Origin of the sequence: Lysobacter helvus, from assembly GCF_018406645.1 — a bacterium.
In the GTDB taxonomy this organism is placed as follows: Bacteria; Pseudomonadota; Gammaproteobacteria; order Xanthomonadales; family Xanthomonadaceae; genus Noviluteimonas; species Noviluteimonas caseinilytica.
This window is the reverse complement of record NZ_AP024546.1, coordinates 1,628,298-1,643,801: the sequence shown is the minus strand read 5'-3', so window position 1 is coordinate 1,643,801 and position 15,504 is coordinate 1,628,298. Positions and strand designations below refer to the sequence as shown.

The following is a 15,504-nucleotide window of genomic DNA, read 5'->3' as shown; positions in this document are numbered from 1 at the left end:
CCGGGCGGCGCAGTCCTTTCACGATCGCCCAGCCTGTACGCTTCGCACATGCCCACGATCCTCGTCATCGACGACAACCCCGCGGTCGCCACGGCGCTCGAAACGCTGTTCTCGCTGCACGACCTGGACACGCGGTCGGTCACCACGCCGGACGACGGCCTGGCGCTGCTCGCGCGCGAAGCCATCGACCTCGTCGTGCAGGACATGAACTTCCACGCCGACACGACGTCGGGCGAGGAAGGCGTGGCGTTGTTCAGCGCGATCCGCGAGCGCCATCCGGACTTGCCGGTCATCCTGCTCACCGCGTGGACGCACCTGGAATCCGCGGTCGACCTGGTGAAGGCCGGCGCCGCCGATTACCTGGCCAAGCCGTGGGACGACCGCAAGCTGCTGGCCACGGTCAACAACCTGCTGGAACTCGCGCAGACGCGCGACGAACTGCAACGCCACAAGCGTGGCGAACGCCGGCGTCGCGATGCGTTGCTGCGCGAGTACGACCTGCGCGGTCTCGTGTTCGCCGACGCGGCAAGCGAAGCGTTGCTGACGCTGGCGTGCCAGGTCGCGCGTTCCGATCTTCCCGTGCTGGTCAGCGGACCGAACGGCACCGGCAAGGAAAAGTACGCCGAGATCATCCACGCCAACTCCGCCGTGCGGAACGGCCCCTTCGTCGCGGTGAACTGCGGCGCGTTGCCGGGCGAGCTGATCGAAGCGGAATTGTTCGGTGCCGAAGCCGGCGCCTATACCGGTGCGAACAAGGCGCGCGAAGGCAAGTTCGAAGCCGCCGACGGCGGCACGCTGTTCCTCGACGAGATCGGCACGCTGCCGCTCGCAGGGCAAGTGAAGTTGCTGCGCGTGCTGGAGACCGGCCGCTTCCAGCGCTTGGGCAGCAACCGCGAGCGCGAAGTCAAAGTGCGCGTGGTCAGCGCGACCAACGCGGACCTGCCGGCGTGCATCGCCGCCGGGCAATTCCGCGAAGACCTGTTCTACCGCCTCAATGCGATCGAACTGAAACTGCTCCCGCTCGCGCAGCGGCCCGACGACATCCTGCCGCTCGCGCGCCATTTCCTGCCGCAGGGCAAGCGCCTGGGCGACGGTGCGGAGCGTGCGTTGCTCGCGCATGCGTGGCCGGGCAACGTGCGCGAATTGCGCAACACGCTGCAACGCGCGGCGTTGCTGGCGCGCGGCGACGAGATCACCGCGAACGAACTCGGCCTGCCGGTGCCGGCGGATTCGACCAACAATGTCGCCGCCGCCGACGAACCCGACCGCGCCGCGATCGAATCGGCGCTGGATCGCGCGAACGGCGTGCTCGCGCAGGCGGCCGCAGAACTCGGCATGTCGCGGCAGGCGCTGTACCGCAGGCTCGACCGCCTCGGGATCAAGCGTGACTGACGACGCGCGCCCCGCGGCCAGCAAACCGGTCACGCACCTGCGTGAACACCGGGGCTGGGCGCGGCGCCTGCCGTTGGCGACCACGGTGACGGTGCTCGCCGCCGCGTACATGGTCGCGGCCGCATCGCTGGCGTTGTGGTTCCTCACGGTGCTCGACAATCCGTGGCAGGCGATCGCGCTGGCTGCGCTCGTGTTGCTGCCGGTGCTCTGGTACCACGTGCGGCGCGCGTTCGGGCCGATGCATGCGTTGTTCCGCGCGCTGAGCGGCACCGTCGCCAGTTATCGCGACGGCGACTTCGGGTTCGGCCTGTCGTGGAAGGGCTCGGTGGACCTGGAGGAGCTGGTCGCCGCGCACAACCACCTCGGCGATGCGTTGCGCGACCAGCGCCTGGCGCTCGTGCAGCGCGAGCTGCTGCTCGACACGATGGTGCAGCACACGCCGGTGGCCATGATGCTGGTCGACCCGCATCGCCGCATCGTCCACGCCAACCTCGCCGCGCGGAAGTTGCTGGGCGAAGGACGCAAGCTCGAAGGCCAGTCGTTCGAAGACCTGCTGGCGCGCTCGCCGGAGGCCTTGCGCGAAGCCTTGCAGCGCGGCGGTGACGGCATGTTCACCGTCGGCGAGGACGACAGCGAAGAGATCTACCACCTCGCGCGCCGCGCGTTCCGGTTGAACGGCCGCAAGCACGAACTCATCCTGCTGCGCCAGCTCACCGCGGAATTGCGGCGCCAGGAAGTGCAGACGTGGAAGAAGGTCATCCGCGTCATCAGCCACGAGTTGAACAACTCGCTGGCGCCGATCGCCTCGCTCGCGCATTCCGGCGCGGAACTGCTCAAGCGCGGCCAGCTGGAACGGCTGCCGAATGCACTGGCCACGATCGAGGATCGCGCACGGCATCTCGAAGGCTTCATCCGCGACTACGCACGGTTCGCCAAGTTGCCGGCGCCGCGCCTGGAAGCCGTGGACTGGAAGCGCTTCGTCGCGCAGCTGCGTTCGCAGGTGGAATTCGTGTACGACGGCCCGGCCGAAGCGGGCATCGGCCGCTTCGATGCGGCGCAGCTGGAGCAGTGCCTGCTCAACCTGCTCAAGAACGCGCACGAATCAGGATCGTCCCCGCGTGAAGTGGTGCTGGGGCTGAAGCACCTTCCGGGCTCGTGGCGCATCGAAGTGCTCGATCGCGGCACCGGCATGAACGAAGCGGTGCTCGCGAATGCGTTGTTGCCGTTCTATTCGACGAAGCGCCACGGTACCGGGCTGGGCCTCGCGCTTGCACGCGAGATCGCGGAAGCGCATGGCGGCCGCATCGCGCTGTTGAATCGCGACGGCGGCGGCCTGTGCGTGGCGATGGTGTTGCCCGACGCGGTCTGACGCGTCAGTCCTTCGGCTTCTTCACCGGCCGCTGCCACGCCTCGATCGTTTCCTGCTTGCCGCGCGCGATCGTCAGCTTGCCGTCGGGGGCGCGCTTGGTGATCACGGAGCCCGCACCGATCGTCGCGTCCTTGCCGATCGTCACCGGCGCGACGAGCGCGCTGTTGGATCCGATGAAGGCGCCGTCCTCGATCGTGGTCGTCGACTTGTTCACGCCGTCGTAGTTGCAGGTGATCGTGCCGGCGCCGATGTTCACCGCGCTGCCGACGACCGCATCGCCGAGGTAGGTCAGATGATTGGCCTTGCTGCCGACGCCGAGCTTCGCGTTCTTGGTCTCGACGAAGTTGCCCACGTGCACGCCGTCGGCCAGCACGGTGCCGGGGCGCAGGCGCGCGAACGGGCCGATGGTGACCGCGCCTTCCGTGCGCGCGCCGTCGAGGTCGCAATGCGCGCGCACTTCGGTGCCCGAGGCCAGCACGACGTCCTTGATGCGGCAGAACGGGCCGATGCGCACGCCGTCGCCCAGCATCACGCGGCCTTCGAACACCACGTCGACATCGATCTCGACATCCTGGCCCACGTACACCTCGCCGCGGATGTCCACGCGCGCCGGGTCGGCGAACCGCGCGCCTTCCACGCACAGCGCGCGCACCTGGCGCAACTGGAACGCGCGTTCGAGCTGGGCGAGCTGCCAGGGATCGTTGGCGCCTTCGGTTTCCAGCGGGTCGGTGGCAATCACGATTTCCGCGGCGCTGAATTCCTGCGCGGCTTCGCGGAACACATCGGTGAGGTAGTACTCGCCCTGCGCGTTGTCGTTGGACACGCGCGCCAGCCAGCGCTTGAGCGCGGTGGATTCGGCGGCGATGACGCCGGTGTTGACCAGGCGGATCGCACGCTGGTCGTCGTCGGCGTCCTTGTGTTCGATGATCGAGGCGACGCGGCCTTCGGCGTCGCGCAGGATGCGGCCGTAGCCGGCGGGATCGGGGAGTTCGGCGGCGAGCACGGACAGGCGCCCCGGCGCTTCGAGCAGGCGACGCAAGGTCTGCGCGGTGATCAGCGGCACGTCGGCGTACAGCACGAGGACGTGCGCACCATCGGGCACGTTGGCCATCGCCTGCTGCACCGCGTGCGCGGTGCCGAGTTGCTGCGCCTGTTCGGCCCACACGAGGTCCGGCTGGTCGGCGAAGACCTTGAGCACCTGGTCGCCGCGATGCCCGTACACCACGTGCACGCCGGCGGGCGACAGGCTGCGCGCGGTGGCGATCACCTGCGCGAGCATCGGCTTGCCGCCGATCTTCTGCAGCACCTTGGGCAGGCTCGATTTCATGCGCTTGCCTTCGCCGGCAGCGAGGATGACAACGTGCAGGGGAGCGCTCATCGGGCGTGCAGGTCCTTGGGGCATGGCGGTCGCGTTGCCGGATTCTAGCGGCGCGCGCTGCTAGGATGCGTCGCCTTCCCATCACGCGGTGCCCGATGACCCTGGGTCGACACGCACGCCACTACCTGTTGATCGGCGGGCTCCAATGGCTCGTCGACTGGGGCGTGATGGTGCTCCTGAGCAACTGGGGCATGGCGGTGGAACTGGCCAACATCCTCGGCCGCGTGGCCGGCGCGATGCTCGGCTACTGGCTCAATGGCAAGCTCACCTTCGCCGGCGACGAGACCGAGGTCGGCCGCACGCAGCTGGTGCGCTTCATCGTGATGTGGATCGGCACGACGACGGTCAGCACGCTCTCCATGGGCGTGATCGACGACCACCTGGGCTTGAAGTGGGCGCAGCTGGCAAAGCCGGCGGTCGAGGGCGTGCTGGGAGTGGTGGGGTTCCTGCTCTCGCGGCACTGGGTCTACAAGAAGTAACCGCGCAAACGAAAAACGCCGGCGCGAGGCCGGCGTCGTTCGATGTCGCATGCAGCGTGCGATCAGTGCTTGAGCGTCTTGCGCAACCGCTCCAGCGCCTGCATCTGCACCGTGGCTTCCACCAGGCGCTGCTGCGCCTCGGCGAGTTCCATCGGTTCGCCGCGGCGGGCGAGGATGCGTTCGGCTTCTTCCTTCGCGGTGCGCACGGCGGCTTCGTCGATGTCCGTCGCGCGGATCGCGGTGTCGGCCAGGACCGTCACCACCTGCGGCTGCACCTCGAGGATGCCGCCGGAGATCGCGAAGTCCAGCTTCTCGCCGCCCGGCAGGGTCACGACGACCTTGCCCGGCTTCAGGCGCGTGATCAGCGGGGCGTGCTTCGGCGCGATGCCGAGCTCGCCCAGCTCGCCGGTGGCGACGATCAGTTCGGCTTCGCCGTGGAAGATCTCGGCTTCGGCGCTGACGATGTCGCAGCGGATCGTGGATGCCATCGGGTGTTCCTTCGTTCGTTACAGGGAAGACCGTCGCTTACGCGGCGATCTTCTTCGCCTTCTCGACGGCTTCTTCGATGCCACCGACCATGTAGAACGCCTGTTCCGGCAGGTGGTCCATCTCGCCGTCCACGATCGCCTTGAAGCCGCGGATCGTGTCCTTCAGCGGGACGTACTTGCCCGGCGAACCGGTGAACACTTCGGCGACGTGGAAGGGCTGCGAGAAGAAGCGCTCGATCTTGCGGGCGCGCGACACGGCCTGCTTGTCTTCTTCGGACAGTTCGTCCATGCCGAGGATCGCGATGATGTCCTTGAGCTCCTTGTACTTCTGGAGCGTGGACTGCACGCGGCGCGCGGTGTCGTAGTGTTCGTTGCCGATCACGTTGGGATCGAGCTGGCGCGAGGTGGAGTCGAGCGGATCGACCGCCGGGTAGATGCCCAGCGAGGCGATGTTGCGCGACAGCACGACGGTGGCGTCGAGATGCGCGAACGTGGTGGCCGGCGACGGGTCGGTCAGGTCGTCCGCGGGGACGTACACGGCCTGGATGGACGTGATCGAACCGGTCTTGGTGGAGGTGATGCGTTCCTGCAGCACGCCCATTTCCTCGGCGAGCGTGGGCTGGTAGCCCACCGCCGACGGCATGCGGCCGAGCAGCGCCGACACTTCCGTACCGGCCAGCGTGTAGCGGTAGATGTTGTCGACGAACAGCAGCACGTCCTTGCCCTTGCCCGACGCGTCCTTCTCGTCGCGGAAGTACTCGGCCATCGTCAGGCCGGTGAGCGCGACGCGCAGGCGGTTGCCCGGCGGCTCGTTCATCTGGCCGTACACCATCGCCACCTTGTCGAGGACGTTGGAGTCCTTCATCTCGTGGTAGAAGTCGTTGCCCTCGCGGGTACGCTCGCCCACGCCGGCGAACACGGACAGGCCCGCGTGCGCCTTGGCGATGTTGTTGATCAGTTCCATCATGTTGACGGTCTTGCCGACGCCGGCGCCGCCGAACAGGCCGACCTTGCCGCCCTTGGCGAAGGGGCACATCAGGTCGATGACCTTGATGCCCGTTTCCAGCAGCTCGTTGGCCGCGGCCTGGTCTTCATACGACGGGGCGGCGCGGTGGATTTCCCAATGGTCCGACGCCTGCACGGGGCCGGCTTCGTCGATCGGCGAACCGAGCACGTCCATGATGCGGCCCAGCGTGCCGGCGCCGACCGGCACCGAGATGGCGCGGCCGGTGTTGTCGGCGATCAGGTTGCGCTTCAGGCCGTCGGTCGAACCGAGCGCGATGGTGCGCACGATGCCGTCGCCGAGCTGCTGCTGGACTTCCAGCGTGATCGCGGTGTTCTGCACCTTCAGCGCGTCGTACACGCGCGGCACGCTTTCGCGGGGGAATTCGACGTCGACGACCGCGCCGATGATCTGAACGATCTTGCCCTGGTTCATAGCCTAAGCCTCAGTAGTAACTCGTAATGTCTCTCGGGAAGCGCGCGCGGATCAGACCGCGGCGGCGCCGCCCACGATTTCGGAAATCTCTTGCGTGATCGCTGCCTGGCGCGCCTTGTTGTAGACGAGGTTCAGCGTGCCGATCAGCTTGGTGGCGTTGTCGGACGCGGCCTTCATCGCGACCATGCGCGCGGCATGTTCGGAGGCCACGTTTTCGAGCACCGCCTGGTACACCAGCGATTCGATGTAACGCGTGAGCACGTGCTCCAGCACGGTCTCGGCGTCGGGTTCGTACAGGTAGTCCCAGTCGTGCTTGGCGACCTGCGTCTCCGACGCCTGCAGCGGCAGCAACGCATCGAACGTCGCCTTCTGCGTCATCGTGTTGACGAAGTCGTTGTACGCCAGGAACACCTTGTCGACCGAACCGTCGGTGTAGTGGTCCAGCATCACCTTGATGACGCCCACCAGCTGCTCGACGTGCGGCTGGTCGCCCAGGTGCGTGACCGAGGCCAGCATGCCGACCTTGAGGCGACGGAAGAACACCGACGCCTTCTGGCCGATCGTGACCACGTCGACCTCGACGCCCTGGTCCTGCCACTGGCGGAACTCGCCCAGCAACTTGCGGAACAGGTTGTTGTTCAGGCCGCCGGCCAGGCCGCGGTCGGACGAGACGACGATGTAGCCCACGCGCTTCACGTTCGGGCGCTGCACCAGGTACGGATGGCGGTACTCGGAGTTCGCCTGGGCGAGATGGCCGATCACCTGCTTCATCGCGCGCGCATACGGGCGCGAGGCCTTCATGCGTTCCTGCGCCTTGCGGATCTTGGACGCCGAGACCATTTCGAGCGCGCGCGTCACCTTGCGGGTGTTCTGCACGCTCTTGATCTTGGTTTTGATTTCGCGACCGCCTGCCATCTCTCTCTCCTGCGTCTACGTGCGACCGCTTACCAGGTGCCCGTCGACTTGAAGTCTTCGATGCCCTTCTTGAACGACGCTTCCAGCGTGTCGTTCCAGTCGCCCGAGGCGTTGATCTGCGACAGCGTGTCGCCGAGGGTGTTGGCGAAGTGCGCGTGCAGCGCGGCTTCGAACGCACCGATCTTGTGGATCGCCACGTCGTCCATGTAGCCCTTGTCGACCGCGTAGATCGACAGCGACTGCTCGGCCACCGACATCGGCGCGTACTGCTTCTGCTTCATCAGTTCGGTCACGCGCTGGCCGCGCTCGAGCTGCTTGCGCGTGGCGTCGTCCAGGTCGGAGGCGAACTGCGCGAACGCAGCCAGCTCGCGGTACTGGGCGAGCGCGATGCGGATGCCGCCCGAGAGCTTCTTCATGATCTTGGTCTGCGCCGCGCCACCCACGCGCGACACCGAGATGCCGGCGTTCACGGCCGGGCGGATGCCGGCGTTGAACAGGTCGGTCTCGAGGAAGATCTGGCCGTCGGTGATCGAGATCACGTTGGTCGGCACGAACGCGGACACGTCGCCGGCCTGGGTTTCGATGATCGGCAGCGCGGTGAGCGAACCGGTCTTGCCCTTGACGGCGCCGTTGGTGAACTTTTCCACGTACTCCTCGGACACGCGCGCGGCGCGCTCGAGCAGGCGGGAGTGCAGGTAGAACACGTCGCCCGGGTACGCTTCGCGGCCCGGCGGGCGGCGCAGCAGCAGCGAGATCTGGCGGTAGGCCACGGCCTGCTTCGACAGGTCGTCGTACACGATCAGCGCGTCTTCACCGCGGTCGCGGAAGTATTCGCCCATCGTGCAGCCCGAGTACGGCGCGATGTACTGCATCGCGGCCGATTCGGACGCCGAGGCGGCGACGACGGTGGTGTACGCCATCGCGCCGAACTCTTCGAGCTTGCGCACGATGTTGGCGATGGTGGAGTTCTTCTGGCCGATCGCGACGTAGATGCACTTCACGCCGGAATGCTTCTGGTTGATGATCGCGTCGATCGCCACCGCGGTCTTGCCGGTCTGGCGGTCGCCGATGATCAGCTCGCGCTGGCCGCGGCCGATCGGGATCATGGCGTCGATGGACTTGTAGCCCGTCTGCACCGGCTGCGACACCGACTTGCGCCAGATCACGCCCGGGGCGATGGTTTCCACCGGCGAGGACGTCTTGTTGTCGATCGGGCCCTTGCCGTCGATCGGCTCGCCCAGCGCGTTGACCACGCGGCCCAGCATCTCCGGGCCGGTCGGCACTTCGAGGATGCGGCCGGTCGTCTTGGCGACGTCGCCTTCGCGCAGGTGTTCGTAGTCACCCAGGACCACGGCGCCGACGGAGTCGCGCTCGAGGTTGAGGGCGAGCGCGAACGTGGCGTTCGGCAGCTCGATCATTTCGCCCTGCATCACGTCGGCCAGGCCGTGGATGCGCACGATGCCGTCGGACACCGAGGTGACGGTGCCTTCGTTGCGCGCTTCGGCAGCGAGCTTGACCTTCTCGATGCGGGTCTTGATCAGTTCGCTGATTTCGGACGGGTTGAGCTGCGTGGTTGCCATGTCGGTTTCCCTGGTTGCCCGCGTTGCCGCGGGCTGAGCAAATGAATTCTTAGTTGGACAGTGCGGCTTGCAGGCGGCCGAGCTGGCCGCGCAACGAACCGTCGATGACCACGTCGCCGGCGTCGATGACGGCGCCGCCGATCAGGTCGGCGTCGACCGCGGTCTCGACATCCACTTCGCGGCCGAAGCGCTTGCGCAGCGCGACCTTGATGGTTTCGAGCTCGGCGGCCGGCAGTGCCGTGGCCGAGGTGATGCGTGCCTTGACGACGCGTTCGGCCTCGAAGCGCAGTTCGTCGAACAGCCCGGCGATTTCCGGCAGCAACGGCAGGCGGCGGTTGTCGGCCAGCAGGCCGATGAAGCGCGAGAACGCGTCGTTGTCGATCGTGGACTGCGCCGGCTGCAGCAGCCCGATCGCGTCGTCGGTCGTCAGGCCCGGGTGGCCCAGCAACGCGGCAACCTGCGGATCGGCGGCCACGCGCGCGGCGAAGCCGAGCGCGTCGGACCAGCCGGCGAGCGCACCGCCATCGCGCGCGAGCGAGAACGCTGCGCGGGCGTAGGGACGGGCGAGGGTCAGGGCCTGGGTCATCGTGCGTTCCTTACAGCTGCGCGGCGAGGTCGTCGATCAGCGCCTTGTGGGCACTGGCGTCGATTTCGCGCTTGAGCAGCTTTTCCGCGCCGGAGACGGCGAGCGCGGACACCTGCTTGCGCAGGTCTTCCTTCGCGCGGTTGGCGGCGGCGGAGATCTCCGAGTCGGCGAGCGCCTTCTGGCGGCCGGCTTCGGCGATCGCGTCGTTCTTCGCCTGGTCGACGATCTGGTTGGCGCGCGCGTGGGCCTGGTCGATGATCTCGTTGGCCTGCGTGCGTGCCTTCTTCAGCTCTTCGTTGACCTTGTCCTGCGCCTGCGCAAGGTCCTTCTGGCTGCGATCGGCGGCGGCGAGACCTTCGGCGATCTTCTGCTGGCGGTCTTCGATCGCCTTCATCATCGGCGGCCAGATGAACTTGACCGTGAACCAGATGAGGATCGCGAACGTGAACATCTGGCCGAGCAAGGTGGTGTAGGTCGGATTCATTTCATGCCCTGCGAATCGTTTAGGCGCCGCGGCACGATGCCGCGACACCCGTTGCACATCGACGCGGGCACGAGGCCCGCGCGATGGATCAGCCCTGCTGCAGCGCCGCGAGCAGCGGGTTGGCGAACGCGAACATCATCGCCACGCCGACGCCGATCAGGAACGCCGCGTCGATCAGGCCGGCGAGCAGGAACATGCGGCCCTGGAGCATCGGGACGAGTTCCGGCTGGCGCGCGGCGGATTCGAGGAACTTCGAACCCATGATGCCGATGCCGAGGGCGGCGCCGAGGGCACCCAGGCCGACGATGATGCCGATGGCGACGGCGGTGAGGCCCTGGACGTTGGCGATGAATTCCATGGTGGATCTCCGGATGACAGTACTTGAGGAAGGTTGAAGCGAAAGCGGTGTGGTGTTGCGAGTGGAGCGTGGTGCGAAATCAGTGGTGCTCGTGGGCCATCGCGAGGTACACGACGGTCAGGACCATGAAGATGAAGGCCTGCAGCGCGATGATCAGGATGTGGAAGATCGCCCAGGCGGTGTTGAACGCCACGCCGAACGGGAAGGTGATCCACGACAGGAACAACCCCGAGATCAGCATGAACACGAGCTCGCCCGCGTACATGTTGCCGAACAGTCGCATGCCCAGGCTCACCGGCTTGGACAGGTATTCGACGAGGTTGAGGAAGAGGTTGGGCAGCGCGAGGACGATCTTCGCGATCGTGCCGTGCGCATGGAACGGCGCGGTGAACAGTTCCTTCGTCAGGCCCCAGCCGCCCTTCGCCTTGATCGAATAGAAGATGATCAGGAAGAACACGGTGATCGACAGCGCGAACGTCGTGTTGACGTCGGCCGTGGGGACCATGCGGAACTTGAAGTGGTGCGCGGCCTCGGGGCCGGCGGTTGCCGTGACGGCGCCGCTGATGAGATCCAGCGGCAGCAGGTCCATGGCGTTCATGAAGAACACCCAGACGAAGATGGTGAGCGCGAGCGGCGCGATGAAGCGGCGATCGCCGTGGAAGGTGTCCTTGACCTGGCTGTCGACGAACTCGACGACGATCTCGACCAGCGCCTGCGCCTTGGACGGCACGCCCGACGTCGCCTTGCGCGCCTGCGACCACAGCAGGAAGCAGCCGAGCAGGCCCACGGCCAGCGCGATGAGCCACGAGTCGAAATGGAAGCCGTCGCCATTCACCGGCACCACGTTGTGCGTGAGGTGATGGACGATGTATTCGGTCAGGCCACCGCTGCTCTTTTCAGGACTCACGCCGCTTCCTCTATGCCCAAAGTTTCGTTGCCACCAGCAAGGCCACCGCGGCGGATGCCGCGCCGGCCAGCACCGCCAATGGCGGGAGGTGCCAGACGCCAATCGCCAGGAACAACCCGGCGAACACCACGACCCACTTCGCGGCCATCCCCACCAGGAGGCGACCGAGCGCCAGCCCCGCGGTGGACACGCCGCCGCCGAACGCACCCAGCGCCGCCACGAGGCTGCCCAGGGTCATCGCTGCACCGCCGACACCGGCTCCGAGCGCGGCCTCGCGGCCGGACAGCAGGCAGGCCAGCGCTGTCGCGAGCGTGACGGCGCCTTGCAGGGCGGCCGTACGCTGCGCCAGCCGGCGGCCCGCGGCGACGGAATTCAGCACGCGCGTGGATCCGGGGGAGGTGGCGAAGATGCCGCGGACAGCAAACGGCTCCGCGAAGCCGCGAAAGTATAGCGGTCGGCCCGCACCCCCGGCAACCGCCGGAACCGCGCGAAAACATGGGGTTAGGTAGCGGATTGCGCCCCCGGGCGCGAAAGCGGCCGGTGCGGCTTGAACCTTTCGGCACCGGCCCGGTCAGTTTCCGTCGAGCCCGTCGCTACTTCCTCGTCGGTCCTCGCGGCAGGCTCCCGGAGCCCCGGCGCTCGAAGCGTCGGGGCTTCGCCTTGTCCGGGGTTACTTCTTCTTCGGCACGTACAGGTCGGTGACGGTGCCTTCGTAGACCTCGGCCGCCATGCCGACGGATTCGCTCAGCGTCGGATGCGGATGGATGGTCGCGCCGATGTCCGCCGCTTCGCAGCCCATCTCGATCGCCAGCGCGACTTCGCTGATGAGGTCGCCTGCATGCACGCCGACGATGCCGCCGCCGATCACGCGATGCGTGGCCTCGTCGAACACGAGCTTGGTGAAACCTTCGGTGCGATCGATGCCGATCGCGCGCCCGCTCGCGGCCCACGGGAACTTGCCCGTGCCCACGTGCAGGCCCTTCGCCGCGGCTTCCGCTTCGGTGACGCCGACCCACGCGATTTCCGGATCGGTGTACGCCACCGACGGAATCACGCGCGCGACCCACTCGCGCTTCATGCCGCTGGCGACTTCCGCGGCCAGGCGCCCTTCGTGCGACGCCTTGTGCGCGAGCATCGGGTTACCGACGAGGTCGCCGATCGCGAAGATGTGCGGCACGTTCGTGCGCATCTGCTTGTCGACGGGAATGAAGCCGCGCTCGGTGACCTGCACGCCGGCCTTCGCCGCATCGAGCTTGTTGCCGTTCGCGCTGCGGCCCACGGCGACGAGCACGCGGTCGAACGTCGTGCGCGCGGGCTTGCCCTCGCCTTCGAACGTGACCGAGATGCCGTCCTTCTTCGCCTCGCTCGCCGTGACCTTCGTCTTGAGGTGCACGTTGACGCCCTGCTTCTTCAGGCGCGCGGCGAGCGGCTTGACGAGATCCAGGTCCGCGCCCGGCATCAGTTGATCGAGCAATTCGACGACGGTGACTTCGCTGCCGAGCGCGCGGAACACCGTCGCCATTTCCAGGCCGATGATGCCGCCGCCCACGACGAGCAGCGTCTTCGGGATTTCCGCCAGTTCCAGCGCGTCGGTGGAATCCATCACGCGCTTGTCGTTCCAGTCGAAGCCCGGCAGCTTCACCGGCTGCGATCCGGCCGCGATGATGCAGTGCTGGAAGCGCAGCAGCTGCGTGCCGCCCTCGCCCGTGATTTCCAGTTCGTTGGGCGAGACGAATTTCGCCGTGCCCTGCACCGTGCGCACCTTGCGCTGCTTCGCCATGCCGGCCAGGCCCTTCGTGAGCTGGCCGACCACTTTGTCCTTGTACTTGCGCAGCGTGTCGAGCGTGATTTTCGGCGCACCGAATTCGATGCCGAAATCCTTCGCGTGCGCCGCTTCGTCGATCACGGCCGCGGCATGCAGCAACGCCTTCGACGGAATGCAGCCCACGTTGAGGCACACGCCGCCGAGCGCGGCATAGCGTTCGACGAGCACGGTGTCCATGTCGAGGTCGGCCGCGCGGAACGCGGCGTTGTAACCGCCGGGGCCCGCGCCGATCACGACCATCGCGCATTCGATGTCGGCCTTGCGGCCCGACGCGGCGGCGGGTGCCGGGCCGGCGGGTTGCGTGGGCGCGGCAGGCGACGGCGTCACCGGCGGTGCGGCGGCGGGTGCGGGCTTCGCGGGCGCGGGCGCCGCAGCCTTCGCGGGCGCGTCGGCCTTCGCAGCCACCGGCGCTTCGCTCGCGCCTTCCGCTTCCACGATCGCCACGACGCTGCCTTCCGACAGCTTGTCGCCGACCTTCACCTTCAACTCGACGATCTTCCCCGCCACCGACGAGGGCACTTCCATCGTCGCCTTGTCGGATTCGAGCGTGACCAAACCTTGGTCCTGCTTCACCACGTCGCCGACGGCAACGAGCAATTCGATCACGGGGACGTCGTCGTAACCGCCGATGTCGGGGACCTTCACTTCGGTGCGGGTGGCCATCAACGTTCCTTATTCAACAGCAGTGGGGTCTGGCGATGGATCACAACATCGCGCGGCGCATGTCGCCGAGCAGTTGCGCCAGGTACGCCGTGAAGCGCGCGGCCGCCGCGCCGTCGATCACGCGATGGTCGTAGCTCAGCGACAGCGGGAGGATGAGGCGCGGCGCGAACTGCTTGCCGTCCCACACCGGCTTCATCGCGGACTTCGACACGCCGAGGATCGCGACCTCCGGTGCGTTGACGATCGGCGTGAAGCTGGTGCCGCCGATGCCGCCCAGCGAGCTGATCGAGAAACACCCGCCGCTCATCTCCGCCGGGCCCAGCTTGCCGTCGCGCGCCTTGGCGGCGAGTTCGCTGGTTTCCTTCGCGATCTGCAGCACGCCCTTCTTGTCGACGTCGCGCACCACGGGCACCACGAGGCCGTTCGGCGTATCGGCCGCGAAGCCGATGTTGAAGTACTTCTTCAGCGTGAGGTTCTCGCCGGCCGCATCGAGCGACGCGTTGAAGTTCGGGTACTTCTGCAGCGCGGACACGCTGGCCTTCATCAGGAAGGCGAGCATCGTGAGCTTGAGGCCCGCCTTCTCGTTTTCCTTGTTGAGCGCGACGCGCAGCGCTTCGAGGTCCGTGATGTCCGCATCGTCGTGCTGCGTGACGTGCGGGATCATCGCCCAGTTGCGCGCGAGGTTGGCGCCGGAGATCTTCTGGATGCGCGTGAGCGGCTTGACTTCGGTCTCGCCGAACTTCGAGAAGTCCACGTGCGGCCACGGCAGCAGGTTCAAGCCACCGCCGGCATGCGCAGCGCCCGCGGCCGGTGCACCACCGCCGGCCAACGCACGCTTCACGTATTGCTGCACGTCTTCCTTGAGCAGGCGGCCGTTCGGGCCCGTGCCCTGCAGTTGCAACAAGTCGACGCCGAGTTCGCGCGCGAACAACCGCACCGCGGGACTGGCGAACGGCACCTTGCCCGGCATCAGGCCTTCGGCATCGAACGCCACCGGCGGCGAACGCGGCGGCAGCGCTTCGGCATCGATGCCGGGCTTGTCGTCGAGCGCGGCGCGCGCGATCGTCGTGGACGGCGCGGCGGCGATGCTTTGCTTCGCGATGTTGTCGGGTTGCGTGGAAGCGGCCACGGGTTCGACGCGTTCGCCGGTTTCGGCAGCGGGCTTCGATGCCGGCGGCGTCGGCGCAGCGGCCGGTGCGGCTTTCGTTTCCGCGGCGGGCTTTGCATCCGCGGCCGCTTCACCGGCCGGTTCGATCAACGCGACCACGCTGCCTTCCGACAACTTGTCGCCCACCTTGACCTTCAGCTCGACGATCTTGCCCGCGAACGGCGCCGGCACTTCCATCGTCGCCTTGTCCGATTCGAGCGTGACCAGGCCCTGGTCCTGCTTCACCACGTCGCCGACGGCAACGAGCAATTCGATCACGGGGACGTCGTCGTAACCGCCGATGTCGGGGACGCGCGCTTCCTTGGGGTCGGCCATGGCGATTCCGCGGGGGTGGAGAAAGGACGGCTATTGTGGCCGCCAAGGCGCGGTGCGCCAACCGCAGTGCTTCACGCCGAGGATTTCACGCCCATAAAAAAACTCCCGCGTGGGGGCACGGGAGTTGAAGGCGCCGCGTGGGGCGGCGCCGGGGGTTCG

General features: G+C 67.3%; 15 protein-coding genes. 3 read left to right on the top strand and 12 right to left on the bottom strand.

Annotation, left to right across the window (positions count from 1 at the left end; all coding sequences use genetic code 11):
- Positions 1-48 precede the first annotated feature (48 nt).
- Complete coding sequence (locus LYSHEL_RS08075) at positions 49-1,392, top strand: sigma-54-dependent transcriptional regulator (protein WP_213433344.1); 1,344 nt, start codon at positions 49-51, stop codon at positions 1,390-1,392.
- 109 nt (positions 1,393-1,501) lie between these two features.
- The gene (locus tag LYSHEL_RS08070) at positions 1,502-2,761 is read left to right on the top strand and encodes a sensor histidine kinase (protein WP_213437714.1); all 1,260 of its coding nucleotides are present in this window, start codon (positions 1,502-1,504) and stop codon (positions 2,759-2,761) included.
- Positions 2,762-2,765: 4 nt separating this feature from the next.
- Here LYSHEL_RS08070 and glmU read toward each other — a convergent pair whose 3' ends face one another.
- Entirely contained in the window at positions 2,766-4,139 is a 1,374-nt protein-coding gene (gene glmU, locus LYSHEL_RS08065) for a bifunctional UDP-N-acetylglucosamine diphosphorylase/glucosamine-1-phosphate N-acetyltransferase GlmU (protein ID WP_213433342.1), read from the bottom strand.
- A 95-nt stretch (positions 4,140-4,234) separates the two neighbouring features.
- Between glmU and LYSHEL_RS08060 the strand changes: the two genes are divergently transcribed.
- The gene (locus LYSHEL_RS08060; RefSeq protein ID WP_213433340.1) at positions 4,235-4,618 is read left to right on the top strand and encodes a GtrA family protein; all 384 of its coding nucleotides are present in this window, start codon (positions 4,235-4,237) and stop codon (positions 4,616-4,618) included.
- A gap of 62 nt (positions 4,619-4,680) precedes the next feature.
- Here the strand turns inward: LYSHEL_RS08060 and LYSHEL_RS08055 are convergent, their stop codons facing one another.
- The 11 genes from LYSHEL_RS08055 to LYSHEL_RS08005 form a co-directional block, all read right to left on the bottom strand.
- Positions 4,681-5,106, bottom strand: coding sequence for a F0F1 ATP synthase subunit epsilon (locus LYSHEL_RS08055; protein ID WP_213433338.1), 426 nt, complete (start codon positions 5,104-5,106; stop codon positions 4,681-4,683).
- 37 nt (positions 5,107-5,143) lie between these two features.
- The gene (gene atpD / locus LYSHEL_RS08050) at positions 5,144-6,544 is read right to left on the bottom strand and encodes a F0F1 ATP synthase subunit beta (RefSeq protein WP_213433337.1); all 1,401 of its coding nucleotides are present in this window, start codon (positions 6,542-6,544) and stop codon (positions 5,144-5,146) included.
- A 51-nt stretch (positions 6,545-6,595) separates the two neighbouring features.
- Positions 6,596-7,459, bottom strand: a complete 864-nt coding sequence (gene atpG, locus LYSHEL_RS08045) for a F0F1 ATP synthase subunit gamma (RefSeq protein ID WP_213433336.1) — start codon at positions 7,457-7,459, stop codon at positions 6,596-6,598.
- Between the two features lie 29 nt (positions 7,460-7,488).
- Positions 7,489-9,039: a F0F1 ATP synthase subunit alpha gene (atpA, locus tag LYSHEL_RS08040; RefSeq protein ID WP_213437445.1), complete on the bottom strand. Its 1,551-nt coding sequence runs from the start codon at positions 9,037-9,039 to the stop codon at positions 7,489-7,491.
- Between the two features lie 49 nt (positions 9,040-9,088).
- On the bottom strand, positions 9,089-9,625 hold the full coding sequence (locus LYSHEL_RS08035; RefSeq protein ID WP_213437444.1) for a F0F1 ATP synthase subunit delta: 537 nt from the start codon (positions 9,623-9,625) through the stop codon (positions 9,089-9,091).
- Between the two features lie 10 nt (positions 9,626-9,635).
- Complete coding sequence (locus LYSHEL_RS08030) at positions 9,636-10,109, bottom strand: F0F1 ATP synthase subunit B (RefSeq protein WP_213437442.1); 474 nt, start codon at positions 10,107-10,109, stop codon at positions 9,636-9,638.
- Positions 10,110-10,197: 88 nt separating this feature from the next.
- Positions 10,198-10,467 (bottom strand): F0F1 ATP synthase subunit C, encoded by a 270-nt coding sequence (gene atpE, locus LYSHEL_RS08025; RefSeq protein ID WP_213437440.1) that lies wholly within the window; start codon positions 10,465-10,467, stop codon positions 10,198-10,200.
- A gap of 79 nt (positions 10,468-10,546) precedes the next feature.
- Entirely contained in the window at positions 10,547-11,374 is an 828-nt protein-coding gene (gene atpB / locus LYSHEL_RS08020) for a F0F1 ATP synthase subunit A (RefSeq protein ID WP_213437438.1), read from the bottom strand.
- A gap of 10 nt (positions 11,375-11,384) precedes the next feature.
- The gene (locus LYSHEL_RS08015) at positions 11,385-11,753 is read right to left on the bottom strand and encodes an ATP synthase subunit I (protein WP_213437436.1); all 369 of its coding nucleotides are present in this window, start codon (positions 11,751-11,753) and stop codon (positions 11,385-11,387) included.
- A gap of 291 nt (positions 11,754-12,044) precedes the next feature.
- Complete coding sequence (lpdA, locus tag LYSHEL_RS08010) at positions 12,045-13,862, bottom strand: dihydrolipoyl dehydrogenase (RefSeq protein WP_213437434.1); 1,818 nt, start codon at positions 13,860-13,862, stop codon at positions 12,045-12,047.
- 40 nt (positions 13,863-13,902) lie between these two features.
- Entirely contained in the window at positions 13,903-15,345 is a 1,443-nt protein-coding gene (locus LYSHEL_RS08005) for a dihydrolipoyllysine-residue acetyltransferase (protein ID WP_213437432.1), read from the bottom strand.
- Between the last annotated feature and the right edge of the window lie 159 nt (positions 15,346-15,504).

Bases quoted from the DNA above. Each gene is read 5' to 3' on its own strand.
- LYSHEL_RS08075 (WP_213433344.1), top strand. From the start codon at position 49: ATGCCCACGATCCTCGTCATCGACGACAACCCCGCGGTCGCCACGGCG.
- LYSHEL_RS08070 (WP_213437714.1), top strand. From the start codon at position 1,502: ATGGTCGCGGCCGCATCGCTGGCGTTGTGGTTCCTCACGGTGCTCGAC.
- glmU (WP_213433342.1), bottom strand. From the start codon at position 4,139: ATGAGCGCTCCCCTGCACGTTGTCATCCTCGCTGCCGGCGAAGGCAAG.
- LYSHEL_RS08060 (WP_213433340.1), top strand. From the start codon at position 4,235: ATGACCCTGGGTCGACACGCACGCCACTACCTGTTGATCGGCGGGCTC.
- LYSHEL_RS08055 (WP_213433338.1), bottom strand. From the start codon at position 5,106: ATGGCATCCACGATCCGCTGCGACATCGTCAGCGCCGAAGCCGAGATC.
- atpD (WP_213433337.1), bottom strand. From the start codon at position 6,544: ATGAACCAGGGCAAGATCGTTCAGATCATCGGCGCGGTCGTCGACGTC.
- atpG (WP_213433336.1), bottom strand. From the start codon at position 7,459: ATGGCAGGCGGTCGCGAAATCAAAACCAAGATCAAGAGCGTGCAGAAC.
- atpA (WP_213437445.1), bottom strand. From the start codon at position 9,039: ATGGCAACCACGCAGCTCAACCCGTCCGAAATCAGCGAACTGATCAAG.
- LYSHEL_RS08035 (WP_213437444.1), bottom strand. From the start codon at position 9,625: ATGACCCAGGCCCTGACCCTCGCCCGTCCCTACGCCCGCGCAGCGTTC.
- LYSHEL_RS08030 (WP_213437442.1), bottom strand. From the start codon at position 10,109: ATGAATCCGACCTACACCACCTTGCTCGGCCAGATGTTCACGTTCGCG.
- atpE (WP_213437440.1), bottom strand. From the start codon at position 10,467: ATGGAATTCATCGCCAACGTCCAGGGCCTCACCGCCGTCGCCATCGGC.
- lpdA (WP_213437434.1), bottom strand. From the start codon at position 13,862: ATGGCCACCCGCACCGAAGTGAAGGTCCCCGACATCGGCGGTTACGAC.
- LYSHEL_RS08005 (WP_213437432.1), bottom strand. From the start codon at position 15,345: ATGGCCGACCCCAAGGAAGCGCGCGTCCCCGACATCGGCGGTTACGAC.